A 14,663-nucleotide genomic window follows, 5' to 3' on the forward strand; every position below is an offset into this window, starting at 1 on the left:
AATTTGCGGAAATAAAAAAGGGGGCCAAGGCCCCCTTTTTTCATGACACTGACCGATCAATCGACATTCAGCTTGTTCTTGGACAGCAGATCCAGAATGATCTGTTGATCGTTGCCGTTAAACGCAGTCACCAGATCAACCCCCTTCATGACGATCACTTGGTCGTCAAGCGAGTTCTGGAAGCCGGCAGCAAAAGCACCCGTCGTGCTGACGTGAACCTTGGTATCGCCACCTGACAATTCAAAATGCAGGAAATTGGTCAGGTTCCCGGTGATGCCGGTGCTGTGGTTTTCGCCGATCAGCAAATCTCTCAGGTCGAGCATGTCGGCCGTCGGGGTCATCAGGCTGGAATTTGTAGCAATGTCGAAATCCATCACCGTATCCACTGCCGGATTACCCTTCGCACCGGCATCGCCCAGCTCCCAGCGGAAGGTGTCGGCCCCGAGGCCACCGGTCAACATATCGTTGCCAGCCCCGCCCACCAAGACGTCGTTGCCGTCACCACCATCCAGGGTGTCATTGCCGGCACTCCCCTTGAGGTAGTCGTTACCAGTGCCGCCAGACAAGGTGTCGCTGCCGTCACCGCCATCCAGCACGTCATCACCGCTATCACCGCTCAGGATGTCGTTGCCCAAGCCGCCCTGCAGGATGTCATGCCCGGCGCCGCCGCTCAGGGTATCGTTGCCGGCCAAGCCATCCATATAGTCGTTGGCAGATGTACCGACCAGACTGCCGTCGTCACCCGACGTGCCGACGATGGTGTTGGCCATCACGTTGAGCGTCAGGCCAGCGCTGGATTGGTCACCGTTGCTGTCGGTCAGGGTGTAGGTCACATGTTCCGGGGCAACGGCAGTAGCCGAACTGTTGAGCAGGTCCGGCGTGAAGGTAACCCCGGTGATATCGGCAATGGTAATGCCAGCAAAGGAATCACTGGCCGTCACGACCACCGAGCCAATGTTGCTGAAGGTTCTCGCGGTCGCCAGCACGCCGCCGTTACCGTTATCGGTATTGAGATTGACGGTGCCTTCGGTAACGCTGCTGAACTGCCCCAGCAGGTGACCATCAATGCCATAAACCGTATAGGTCAAGGCATACGAATCACTACCCGAGCTGGCGAGGTTGCTCCGGCCAGCGTTGACGTTGATGCTGACATCCTGAACACCGTTGGCATAGGTCGCATGGTTGAAGCTGATGGTGAGCGCCTCCAGGTGATCCAGGTAGGTATTAGTCGAGGTTCCGCCAGTGACATTAACGCCATTGGCGTTATAGGTGACGGTCGAGGCGGAGGGCGTATCGTAGAAGCTGACATCGTGCACCATGGCCGTTGCCGTAGCGCTACCGGTGACATGAATCGAAGCCACACCGGAATAGGGCAACATCGTCACCGTATTTTCCAGACCACTGGTCAGGCTGCCCAAAAGGTTGCCGCTGGCATCGTACAGCGTGTAGGTCAGCGATGGCGTACCACCTGCAGTATTTGCCAGGCTGCTGGCTCCGGCAATCGTCAGGCTGATATTCGAAACGCCGTTCGGATGCGTCGCCGCAGAGAAATCGAGAATCAAGGTCTCTTTGCCATTGATGCTGGCCTGATTGGCCGCCGTTTCGCCGCCAGTGTTAACGCCGACACCGTTAGTGGCGTTGTAAACCGGAGCACCGGCGACCAGCCCGCTTGCCGTCAGACCGGAAACCGTCAGATGGTTACCAGTTGCCGCATTAGCTGCACTGGTCAGGGAAACCGTGGTGCTTGTCCAGTTTTCGGCCGTCACGGTCAGGCCGCCGGTCGTCACATTTGCAGCACTGGTCATGTTGACCGTGACCGGCGCACCCAGAACATTGGTCGGAATATCCGCCGTCGGTGGCGTGTATTTGTAATAACCACTGTCGTCGAAGACCAGTTTCTGTCCACCACTGGTCGCCGTCCAGGTCAATGTGCCATTGACGACGTTATAGGAGTAGCCAGTACCACTGCCGCTGCTGTTGGCTGCGGTATAAACGCCGCCGGCCCAGGTACCGAGCACAATGTGTAAGCCATCGAAATCGACCGCCGTTACCTTGGCGTTATCGACGATCGTATCCACCCCTCCCCCTTGCGTCGTGAAGGAGGTGATCTGCGCTGCGCCAACGCCGCCATCCGTTCCGAGTCCGGTGACGACATTGCCTTCGAGGAAAGTATCCTTGGCAAAGAGTGTATCAGTGTCGTTACGGGCAATCGGCTTGCCATCGATGATGGAGATTGTCTGCACCGCAGAGGCCACATCCTGATCGTTGTCGCTGGCGGTAAAGCCGATGTCGAATTGCGTTCCCAGCGTAGCCAGCCCCTTGGTATAGTACTTGTAATCACCGGTGGAGAAGTCGAAACGCAAATCACCGTAGATGAACCCGGAAGTACTGCTCAGCGACAACAGGTGGCCGGAAAGCGGGAAGCCGGTCAGGAACGTACTATTCTGGGTAATCGTGTCGGTCAGGTGATTGTAGGTGAAGGTCACCTTCTGGTCGGCCGTACCATTTCCGTCACTATCCAGCATCAGACTGATCGAACTGATATAGCCGCCATCCGCACCAAACACGAGACCCCGCATGTTGGCCGAGGCCATGATATTGCCGCCAAAGGCGTTCGGCACGGTCGACAACAGCGTGCTGGAAAGCTGGCTGAGATCCGGAACAACAATGGCCGGATCCTTGACGCCATCGCCCAGCGCATCAACATTGTGAATGGCATTCAGGCTGGTGAAATCAACGATGCCGGTCCCGATCCCCACCGCATAGGACTGGACCGACGGATTCGCCGCGAGGTAAGTCTGGAAATTGCTCAGGCCGGTCGCCGTCGTCCCTGTGGTCGGCACGCCATCCGACAGGAAGTAGACGATGTTCTGACGCGACGCATCCGCTGTCGTCCCGAGGCCACTGGCGCTACGGACCAGATCGAGCGCCGCCTGATAGTTGGTAGCTCCCCCGGCCACGATCGTCGGTGAAGTCAGCGCGGAGATTGCAGTCCCTTCCGTCGTATAAGAGCCAATCAGGGTGGCACCGCTACTGAAATCGATGAACTTGACGACGACATCGGAGGCTTGGGTGTAGTACTCGCTGATCAGAGAGGCCAAGGCAGCCTTGGCCATGTCCAGACGCGTTGTCAGACCATCGGCCGAGACAGCTGCAGCCATACTGCCGGAAATATCCAGCACCACGGCAATCGTGTATTTCGGCAGGACGCTCTGCGGTACTTCCACCACCTGATTGACCACCACCGGCTTGTCATCGACGATCGTCACCTTCAGGTTGGCCGAGACGCTATTGCCGGCATAGCTGTAGCTATCGACCAGCGACGTGTCGGTCGCCGAATTCGCGGCACCATTGGTGGCGGCATGGGTCAGGGTGTAGGTATAGGCTCCCGTTGCAGCCGTGACCACCAAGGTGCCATGCGCCCCGGCAGCAGTATCCGGAACGGTAATTACTCCCCCGGAAGCCGTGTAGGTCACACCATTGAACGTTACGCTGGTAATGCTGGTATTGGTCACGTCGTTGGTCATCAGGTTACCGGTCGCTACCGTCGAGCCACCACCTGAACCAGTTGCCAACGCCGACTCATTAACTGTGGCCAGGTCATCCCGGCTGTTGTAGGTATTGATTGAGACCGTACCGGTACTGGTTTGGGAGTCATCATCCCGCAACAAATAGGTAAAACTTGCCGTCCCGGTCGCGCTCGGCGTATAGGTATAGGTTCCGTCACCGTTATCAACCAGCGCCCCGCTGGAAGGAGAGCCAACGGACACAATCGTGGCGTGGTCAGGCAACGTGTCATTGCCGAGCAACGCAGCCTTGCTGATGATGATCGGAGTACCCAGCAAGGCATTGAACGAATCATTCACCGCAACCGGGGCACCATCATTGACGGCCAGCACGTCAATCGTTGCGGTGGCCACATTGGACACACCACCGGAGTTGTCGGTCGCCGTGTAGTTGAATGTCGGCAAACTGGCCGTGGTATTGACGATATGGCTGTTCCAGTCGGCATTCGGCTTGAAGTACAAGGTCAGCGCATTGCCGCTTGCCGTAAGCGCCGTTCCCGTTGGAGCCAGTTGCGTCATGGCTGCATCCAGATACAGGCGGCCATTAGCCGGCAGGGAGGAAAGCGTGAAACTGGCTACCGTTCCATCGATATCAGTTCCCGTCAGGGTAATCGGAATCAGCGTGTCTTCATTCCCCGTCGCGCTGGCATTATTGGCAACCGGTACGTCGTTGGTGCCGTGGATGGTCACCGTGATGGCCTGGCTGGCCGTGCCGTCCTGGCTGACCACGGTCAGGCTGTCGGTCAGGCTCTGCCCGGCACCGAGCGACTGGATCGCGGCCTGGCTGTTGTTGGCGGCGTAGGTCCAGGCACCGGTCGTCGGATTGAAGGTGAAGGTGCCGTAGGTGCCGGCCAGGCTGGCCGGGGTCTGGAACACGGCTTCGCCGCTGTCGACGTCGGCCACCGTCAGCGTGCCGCTGGCGGTCAGGTTGCCGGCCGTGACGTTGGTGTCTTCGGTCAGGTTGCCGGTCGCCGTGCCGGTGATCGCGGCGTTGTCATTGGCGCCGGTGATGGTGATGTCGAGGGCTCGGCTGGCCGTGCCGTCCAGGCTGGTCACGGTCAGGGTGTCGTGCACGACTTGACCGGCGGTCAGCCCTTGGGTCGCCGCCTTGGCGTTGTCCAAAGCGTAGGTCCAGGCGCCGGTGGCGGCGTCGAAGCTGAAGTTGCCGTAGGTGCCCGACAGGCTGGCCGGGGTCTGGAAGCTGGATTGGTTCTGGTCCGCGTCGGTGATGCTCAGCGTGCCCGAGGCGTTCGGGCTGCCAACGAGGGCGTTGGCCACGCCGCCGGCTTCAACCGCCGTGCCGGTGCTGTTGCCGGCACCGCTGCCGATGGTCGGTACGTCGTTGGTGCCGTGGATGGTCACCGTGATGGCCTGGCTGGCCGTGCCGTCCTGGCTGACCACGGTCAGGCTGTCGGTCAGGCTATCCCCGGCACCGAGCGACTGGATCGCGGCCTGGCTGTTGTTGGCGGCGTAGGTCCAGGCACCGGTCGTCGGATTGAAGGTGAAGGTGCCGTAGGTGCCGGCCAGGCTGGCCGGGGTCTGGAACACGGCTTCGCCGCTGTCGACGTCGGCCACCGTCAGCGTGCCGCTGGCGGTCAGGTTGCCGGCCGTGACGTTGGTGTCTTCGGTCAGGTTGCCGGTCGCCGTGCCGGTGATCGCGGCGTTGTCATTGGCGCCGGTGATGGTGATGTCGAGGGCTCGGCTGGCCGTGCCGTCCAGGCTGGTCACGGTCAGGGTGTCGTGCACGACTTGACCGGCGGTCAGCCCTTGGGTCGCCGCCTTGGCGTTGTCCAAAGCGTAGGTCCAGGCGCCGGTGGCGGCGTCGAAGCTGAAGTTGCCGTAGGTGCCCGACAGGCTGGCCGGGGTCTGGAAGCTGGATTGGTTCTGGTCCGCGTCGGTGATGCTCAGCGTGCCCGAGGCGTTCGGGCTGCCAACGAGGGCGTTGGCCACGCCGCCGGCTTCAACCGCCGTGCCGGTGCTGTTGCCGGCACCGCTGCCGATGGTCGGTACGTCGTTGGTGCCGTGGATGGTCACCGTGATGGCCTGGCTGGCCGTGCCGTCCTGGCTGACCACGGTCAGGCTGTCGGTCAGGCTCTGCCCGGCACCGAGCGACTGGATCGCGGCCTGGCTGTTGTTGGCGGCGTAGGTCCAGGCACCGGTCGTCGGGTCGAAGGTGAAGGTGCCGTAGGTGCCGGCCAGGCTGGCCGGGGTCTGGAACACGGCTTCGCCGCTGTCGACGTCGGCCACCGTCAGCGTGCCGCTGGCGGTCAGGTTGCCGGCCGTGACGTTGGTGTCTTCGGTCAGGTTGCCGGTCGCCGTGCCGGTGATCGCGGCGTTGTCATTGGCGCCGGTGATGGTGATGTCGAGGGCTCGGCTGGCCGTGCCGTCCAGGCTGGTCACGGTCAGGGTGTCGTGCACGACTTGACCGGCGGTCAGCCCTTGGGTCGCCGCCTTGGCGTTGTCCAAAGCGTAGGTCCAGGCGCCGGTGGCGGCGTCGAAGCTGAAGTTGCCGTAGGTGCCCGACAGGCTGGCCGGGGTCTGGAAGCTGGATTGGTTCTGGTCCGCGTCGGTGATGCTCAGCGTGCCCGAGGCGTTCGGGCTGCCAACGAGGGCGTTGGCCACGCCGCCGGCTTCAACCGCCGTGCCGGTGCTGTTGCCGGCACCGCTGCCGATGGTCGGTACGTCGTTGGTGCCGTGGATGGTCACCGTGATGGCCTGGCTGGCCGTGCCGTCCTGGCTGACCACGGTCAGGCTGTCGGTCAGGCTATCCCCGGCACCGAGCGACTGGATCGCGGCCTGGCTGTTGTTGGCGGCGTAGGTCCAGGCACCGGTCGTCGGATTGAAGGTGAAGGTGCCGTAGGTGCCGGCCAGGCTGGCCGGGGTCTGGAACACGGCTTCGCCGCTGTCGACGTCGGCCACCGTCAGCGTGCCGCTGGCGGTCAGGTTGCCGGCCGTGACGTTGGTGTCTTCGGTCAGGTTGCCGGTCGCCGTGCCGGTGATCGCGGCGTTGTCATTGGCGCCGGTGATGGTGATGTCGAGGGCTCGGCTGGCCGTGCCGTCCAGGCTGGTCACGGTCAGGGTGTCGTGCACGACTTGACCGGCGGTCAGCCCTTGGGTCGCCGCCTTGGCGTTGTCCAAAGCGTAGGTCCAGGCGCCGGTGGCGGCGTCGAAGCTGAAGTTGCCGTAGGTGCCCGACAGGCTGGCCGGGGTCTGGAAGCTGGATTGGTTCTGGTCCGCGTCGGTGATGGTCAGCGTGCCCGAGGCGTTCGGGCTGCCAACGAGGGCGTTGGCCACGCCGCCGGCTTCAACCGCCGTGCCGGTGCTGTTGCCGGCACCGCTGCCGATGGTCGGTACGTCGTTGGTGCCGTGGATGGTCACCGTGATGGCCTGGCTGGCCGTGCCGTCCTGGCTGACCACGGTCAGGCTGTCGGTCAGGCTATCCCCGGCACCGAGCGACTGGATCGCGGCCTGGCTGTTGTTGGCGGCGTAGGTCCAGGCACCGGTCGTCGGATTGAAGGTGAAGGTGCCGTAGGTGCCGGCCAGGCTGGCCGGGGTCTGGAACACGGCTTCGCCGCTGTCGACGTCGGCCACCGTCAGCGTGCCGCTGGCGGTCAGGTTGCCGGCCGTGACGTTGGTGTCTTCGGTCAGGTTGCCGGTCGCCGTGCCGGTGATCGCGGCGTTGTCATTGGCGCCGGTGATGGTGATGTCGAGGGCTCGGCTGGCCGTGCCGTCCAGGCTGGTCACGGTCAGGGTGTCGTGCACGACTTGACCGGCGGTCAGCCCTTGGGTCGCCGCCTTGGCGTTGTCCAAAGCGTAGGTCCAGGCGCCGGTGGCGGCGTCGAAGCTGAAGTTGCCGTAGGTGCCCGACAGGCTGGCCGGGGTCTGGAAGCTGGATTGGTTCTGGTCCGCGTCGGTGATGCTCAGCGTGCCCGAGGCGTTCGGGCTGCCAACGAGGGCGTTGGCCACGCCGCCGGCTTCAACCGCCGTGCCGGTGCTGTTGCCGGCACCGCTGCCGATGGTCGGTACGTCGTTGGTGCCGTGGATGGTCACCGTGATGGCCTGGCTGGCCGTGCCGTCCTGGCTGACCACGGTCAGGCTGTCGGTCAGGCTATCCCCGGCACCGAGCGACTGGATCGCGGCCTGGCTGTTGTTGGCGGCGTAGGTCCAGGCACCGGTCGTCGGGTCGAAGGTGAAGGTGCCGTAGGTGCCGGCCAGGCTGGCCGGGGTCTGGAACACGGCTTCGCCGCTGTCGACGTCGGCCACCGTCAGCGTGCCGCTGGCGGTCAGGTTGCCGGCCGTGACGTTGGTGTCTTCGGTCAGGTTGCCGGTCGCCGTGCCGGTGATCGCGGCGTTGTCATTGGCGCCGGTGATGGTGATGTCGAGGGCTCGGCTGGCCGTGCCGTCCAGGCTGGTCACGGTCAGGGTGTCGTGCACGACTTGACCGGCGGTCAGCCCTTGGGTCGCCGCCTTGGCGTTGTCCAAAGCGTAGGTCCAGGCGCCGGTGGCGGCGTCGAAGCTGAAGTTGCCGTAGGTGCCCGACAGGCTGGCCGGGGTCTGGAAGCTGGATTGGTTCTGGTCCGCGTCGGTGATGCTCAGCGTGCCCGAGGCGTTCGGGCTGCCAACGAGGGCGTTGGCCACGCCGCCGGCTTCAACCGCCGTGCCGGTGCTGTTGCCGGCACCGCTGCCGATGGTCGGTACGTCGTTGGTGCCGTGGATGGTCACCGTGATGGCCTGGCTGGCCGTGCCGTCCTGGCTGACCACGGTCAGGCTGTCGGTCAGGCTCTGCCCGGCACCGAGCGACTGGATCGCGGCCTGGCTGTTGTTGGCGGCGTAGGTCCAGGCACCGGTCGTCGGATTGAAGGTGAAGGTGCCGTAGGTGCCGGCCAGGCTGGCCGGGGTCTGGAACACGGCTTCGCCGCTGTCGACGTCGGCCACCGTCAGCGTGCCGCTGGCGGTCAGGTTGCCGGCCGTGACGTTGGTGTCTTCGGTCAGGTTGCCGGTCGCCGTGCCGGTGATCGCGGCGTTGTCATTGGCGCCGGTGATGGTGATGTCGAGGGCTCGGCTGGCCGTGCCGTCCAGGCTGGTCACGGTCAGGGTGTCGTGCACGACTTGACCGGCGGTCAGCCCTTGGGTCGCCGCCTTGGCGTTGTCCAAAGCGTAGGTCCAGGCGCCGGTGGCGGCGTCGAAGCTGAAGTTGCCGTAGGTGCCCGACAGGCTGGCCGGGGTCTGGAAGCTGGATTGGTTCTGGTCCGCGTCGGTGATGCTCAGCGTGCCCGAGGCGTTCGGGCTGCCAACGAGGGCGTTGGCCACGCCGCCGGCTTCAACCGCCGTGCCGGTGCTGTTGCCGGCACCGCTGCCGATGGTCGGTACGTCGTTGGTGCCGTGGATGGTCACCGTGATGGCCTGGCTGGCCGTGCCGTCCTGGCTGACCACGGTCAGGCTGTCGGTCAGGCTATCCCCGGCACCGAGCGACTGGATCGCGGCCTGGCTGTTGTTGGCGGCGTAGGTCCAGGCACCGGTCGTCGGATTGAAGGTGAAGGTGCCGTAGGTGCCGGCCAGGCTGGCCGGGGTCTGGAACACGGCTTCGCCGCTGTCGACGTCGGCCACCGTCAGCGTGCCGCTGGCGGTCAGGTTGCCGGCCGTGACGTTGGTGTCTTCGGTCAGGTTGCCGGTCGCCGTGCCGGTGATCGCGGCGTTGTCATTGGCGCCGGTGATGGTGATGTCGAGGGCTCGGCTGGCCGTGCCGTCCAGGCTGGTCACGGTCAGGGTGTCGTGCACGACTTGACCGGCGGTCAGCCCTTGGGTCGCCGCCTTGGCGTTGTCCAAAGCGTAGGTCCAGGCGCCGGTGGCGGCGTCGAAGCTGAAGTTGCCGTAGGTGCCCGACAGGCTGGCCGGGGTCTGGAAGCTGGATTGGTTCTGGTCCGCGTCGGTGATGCTCAGCGTGCCCGAGGCGTTCGGGCTGCCAACGAGGGCGTTGGCCACGCCGCCGGCTTCAACCGCCGTGCCGGTGCTGTTGCCGGCACCGCTGCCGATGGTCGGTACGTCGTTGGTGCCGTGGATGGTCACCGTGATGGCCTGGCTGGCCGTGCCGTCCTGGCTGACCACGGTCAGGCTGTCGGTCAGGCTATCCCCGGCACCGAGCGACTGGATCGCGGCCTGGCTGTTGTTGGCGGCGTAGGTCCAGGCACCGGTCGTCGGATTGAAGGTGAAGGTGCCGTAGGTGCCGGCCAGGCTGGCCGGGGTCTGGAACACGGCTTCGCCGCTGTCGACGTCGGCCACCGTCAGCGTGCCGCTGGCGGTCAGGTTGCCGGCCGTGACGTTGGTGTCTTCGGTCAGGTTGCCGGTCGCCGTGCCGGTGATCGCGGCGTTGTCATTGGCGCCGGTGATGGTGATGTCGAGGGCTCGGCTGGCCGTGCCGTCCAGGCTGGTCACGGTCAGGGTGTCGTGCACGACTTGACCGGCGGTCAGCCCTTGGGTCGCCGCCTTGGCGTTGTCCAAAGCGTAGGTCCAGGCGCCGGTGGCGGCGTCGAAGCTGAAGTTGCCGTAGGTGCCCGACAGGCTGGCCGGGGTCTGGAAGCTGGATTGGTTCTGGTCCGCGTCGGTGATGCTCAGCGTGCCCGAGGCGTTCGGGCTGCCAACGAGGGCGTTGGCCACGCCGCCGGCTTCAACCGCCGTGCCGGTGCTGTTGCCGGCACCGCTGCCGATGGTCGGTACGTCGTTGGTGCCGTGGATGGTCACCGTGATGGCCTGGCTGGCCGTGCCGTCCTGGCTGACCACGGTCAGGCTGTCGGTCAGGCTATCCCCGGCACCGAGCGACTGGATCGCGGCCTGGCTGTTGTTGGCGGCGTAGGTCCAGGCACCGGTCGTCGGGTCGAAGGTGAAGGTGCCGTAGGTGCCGGCCAGGCTGGCCGGGGTCTGGAACACGGCTTCGCCGCTGTCGACGTCGGCCACCGTCAGCGTGCCGCTGGCGGTCAGGTTGCCGGCCGTGACGTTGGTGTCTTCGGTCAGGTTGCCGGTCGCCGTGCCGGTGATCGCGGCGTTGTCATTGGCGCCGGTGATGGTGATGTCGAGGGCTCGGCTGGCCGTGCCGTCCAGGCTGGTCACGGTCAGGGTGTCGTGCACGACTTGACCGGCGGTCAGCCCTTGGGTCGCCGCCTTGGCGTTGTCCAAAGCGTAGGTCCAGGCGCCGGTGGCGGCGTCGAAGCTGAAGTTGCCGTAGGTGCCCGACAGGCTGGCCGGGGTCTGGAAGCTGGATTGGTTCTGGTCCGCGTCGGTGATGGTCAGCGTGCCCGAGGCGTTCGGGCTGCCAACGAGGGCGTTGGCCACGCCGCCGGCTTCAACCGCCGTGCCGGTGCTGTTGCCGGCACCGCTGCCGATGGTCGGTACGTCGTTGGTGCCGTGGATGGTCACCGTGATGGCCTGGCTGGCCGTGCCGTCCTGGCTGACCACGGTCAGGCTGTCGGTCAGGCTATCCCCGGCACCGAGCGACTGGATCGCGGCCTGGCTGTTGTTGGCGGCGTAGGTCCAGGCACCGGTCGTCGGATTGAAGGTGAAGGTGCCGTAGGTGCCGGCCAGGCTGGCCGGGGTCTGGAACACGGCTTCGCCGCTGTCGACGTCGGCCACCGTCAGCGTGCCGCTGGCGGTCAGGTTGCCGGCCGTGACGTTGGTGTCTTCGGTCAGGTTGCCGGTCGCCGTGCCGGTGATCGCGGCGTTGTCATTGGCGCCGGTGATGGTGATGTCGAGGGCTCGGCTGGCCGTGCCGTCCAGGCTGGTCACGGTCAGGGTGTCGTGCACGACTTGACCGGCGGTCAGCCCTTGGGTCGCCGCCTTGGCGTTGTCCAAAGCGTAGGTCCAGGCGCCGGTGGCGGCGTCGAAGCTGAAGTTGCCGTAGGTGCCCGACAGGCTGGCCGGGGTCTGGAAGCTGGATTGGTTCTGGTCCGCGTCGGTGATGGTCAGCGTGCCCGAGGCGTTCGGGCTGCCAACGAGGGCGTTGGCCACGCCGCCGGCTTCAACCGCCGTGCCGGTGCTGTTGCCAGCAATTACCGGGATATGGTTGACCGGGTTGATGGTGACATTGACCGTCGCCGTTTCGGTGATGCCGGTCGGGCTGGTGACGGTGTAGGTGAAGCTGTCGCTGCCGTTGTAGTTGGCCGACGGGGTGTAGGTGACGGTGTTGTCGGGATTGATCACGACGCTGCCGTGGGCCGCCGGGCCAACGCCGGTGACGTTCGGGCTGCCTTCGAAGGTGTCGTTGCCCAGCACATTGACGGTGATCGCGGTGTCTTCGTCGGTGCTGACGGTGTTGTTCGCAATGTCGGCGACCGGATTGATCGTGATTTGCTGGGTGGCCGGGACCGAGGTGGCGTTGGCGTTGTCGGTGACGGTGAAGGCAATGTCGACCGTGCCGTTGTAGTCAGCGACCGGCTTGAAGAGCAGGCCGGCGGCTTGGGCCGGGCTCAGGTGGTCGCCGGCAACGACCGGGGTGGTGCCGTCGGCCAGGGTCAGGATGCCTTGCGCCGCCGGCGGCAAGGCCGTCACGGTGACGTACTGGAGGCTGCCATCGACATCGGTCCCGCTCAGCGGGACCGCAATCGTGCTGTCTTCGTCACCCGAGACCGGGGCAACGACAGCAATCGGGGCATCGTTGATCGGGTTGATGGTGACATTGACCGTCGCCGTTTCGGTGATGCCGGTCGGGCTGGTGACGGTGTAGGTGAAGCTGTCGCTGCCGTTGTAGTTGGCCGACGGGGTGTAGGTGACGGTGTTGTCGGGATTGATCACGACGCTGCCGTGGGCCGCCGGGCCAACGCCGGTGACGTTCGGGCTGCCTTCGAAGGTGTCGTTGCCCAGCACATTGACGGTGATCGCGGTGTCTTCGTCGGTGCTGACGGTGTTGTTCGCAATGTCGGCGACCGGATTGATCGTGATTTGCTGGGTGGCCGGGACCGAGGTGGCGTTGGCGTTGTCGGTGACGGTGAAGGCAATGTCGACCGTGCCGTTGTAGTCAGCGACCGGCTTGAAGAGCAGGCCGGCGGCTTGGGCCGGGCTCAGGTGGTCGCCGGCAACGACCGGGGTGGTGCCGTCGGCCAGGGTCAGGATGCCTTGCGCCGCCGGCGGCAAGGCCGTCACGGTGACGTACTGGAGGCTGCCATCGACATCGGTCCCGCTCAGCGGGACCGCAATCGTGCTGTCTTCGTCACCCGAGACCGGGGCAACGACAGCAATCGGGGCATCGTTGATCGGGTTGATGGTGACATTGACCGTCGCCGTTTCGGTGATGCCGGTCGGGCTGGTGACGGTGTAGGTGAAGCTGTCGCTGCCGTTGTAGTTGGCCGACGGGGTGTAGGTGACGGTGTTGTCGGGATTGATCACGACGCTGCCGTGGGCCGCCGGGCCAACGCCGGTGACGTTCGGGCTGCCTTCGAAGGTGTCGTTGCCCAGCACATTGACGGTGATCGCGGTGTCTTCGTCGGTGCTGACGGTGTTGTTCGCAATGTCGGCGACCGGATTGATCGTGATTTGCTGGGTGGCCGGGACCGAGGTGGCGTTGGCGTTGTCGGTGACGGTGAAGGCAATGTCGACCGTGCCGTTGTAGTCAGCGACCGGCTTGAAGAGCAGGCCGGCGGCTTGGGCCGGGCTCAGGTGGTCGCCGGCAACGACGGCGGTAGTGCCGTCGGCCAGGGTCAGGATGCCTTGGGCCGCCGGCGGCAAGGCCGTGACGGTGACGTACTGAATGCTGCCATCGACATCGGTCCCGCTCAGCGGGACCGCAATCGTGCTGTCTTCGTCACCCGAGACCGGGGCAACGACAGCAATCGGGGCATCGTTGATCGGGTTGATGGTGATTTGCTGGGTTGCCGGCGCCGAACTCAGGCCACCGGTGTCGGTCACCGTGAACTGGAAGGAAACCATTCCATTGAAATTCGCATTGGGCACAAAAGTCAGTAGCGCCTGATGCGTAGCGGGATCGACGGCGATTTGCTCACCGGCAACGACTGGCGTACCGTCAGCCTTAAGCAGGGAACCGTCCGTCGGCAAGGTAGTAACCGTCACGAATGCGATCGGGCTATCTGGATCGGTTCCGGAAAGCGGAACAACGATCGAAGTATCTTCCGCAGAGGCTATCGCCGCGCCAACAGTAGCGGTCGGGCTGTCGTTCACACCATTGATGGTCAGCGTCAGCGTCGCCTGGGCGGTATGCCCCTGGCCATCGGTAATTGTGTAGGTCACCAGCTCAGTCAGTTGATTGCCGACATTAAGGGCATTGACGACTGGATCAGCGTTATTGACGGTGTATGTATAGCTGCCGTCGGCAGCAATGGTGAGCGTACCGTGCGCCAGGGCAATCACCGTCCCCGGAGCTGCGACCGTTGTACCAAAAGCTATCTGGGTCACCGTAAGCACGGCACCAGGCAAACCAGAATCAGCAACATCGCTTGCAGCACCCGCAGCCACGACATTCCCACTGATGGTGCTGGCAGCGGTGCTATCGACGCGCTCGCTCACCGCATTCGCATCATCGCGAGCAAAGAGCACCTGCTCCGGCTCGCTAGCGACGGTCACCGTGACTGGCGCACCTTCGATGGTCTCAGTCGGACTGCCACGATTGGTACCAAACTGATACGCCAACGGATCGACTGTTTCAACAATACGCAGGAGTTCGACAAAGGTATGCCCTTCGTTGCCGCCTTGGCCGGCCAAGCCCGCTGCCGGCGCATCTTCTTCGAGCAGGGCATCGAGATCGCTACCCGACTGCAGGGCCTTGGCGATTTTCTGAAAGCTGTTTTGATCATTGACGACTGCACTGTCGGAGGCATCCGGCATGACCGCTGCCGCTACTTCAGCATCAATCCTGGCCGTTTCGCCCGGACGGACGGTCATCTCGCGGCCATCAGCCAAGACCAGCACGACCTTGGCACCATCAGCTGCCACCACGCTCTCGCCTTCGCGAATCACGTCGCCAAGCTTGAGACGGCGCGTGTTTCCTGCACTATCTCGCGCAAACGCCTGGCCAGACAGTTCGGAAATTTTAGCGACGACTTGGGCTTGAGCCATGGTGATACTCCAGACACTATTAGCAATGCTAAAAGTGTAAAT

The 14,663-nt window shown here is 64.3% G+C and carries 1 protein-coding gene; it reads right to left on the minus strand.

Translation table 11 applies throughout. The annotated features are described in order from the left end of the window. Window positions 1-56: 56 nt before the first annotated feature. The gene (locus DARO_RS22925; protein WP_011288925.1) at window positions 57-14,621 is read right to left on the minus strand and encodes a VCBS domain-containing protein; all 14,565 of its coding nucleotides are present in this window, start codon (window positions 14,619-14,621) and stop codon (window positions 57-59) included. Between the last annotated feature and the right edge of the window lie 42 nt (window positions 14,622-14,663).

It is taken from the genome of Dechloromonas aromatica RCB (genome assembly GCF_000012425.1).

What these genes read in the sequence shown, in the direction of transcription:
- DARO_RS22925 (WP_011288925.1), bottom strand. Translation starts at nt 14,621, where the DNA reads ATGGCTCAAGCCCAAGTCGTCGCTAAAATTTCCGAACTGTCTGGCCAG.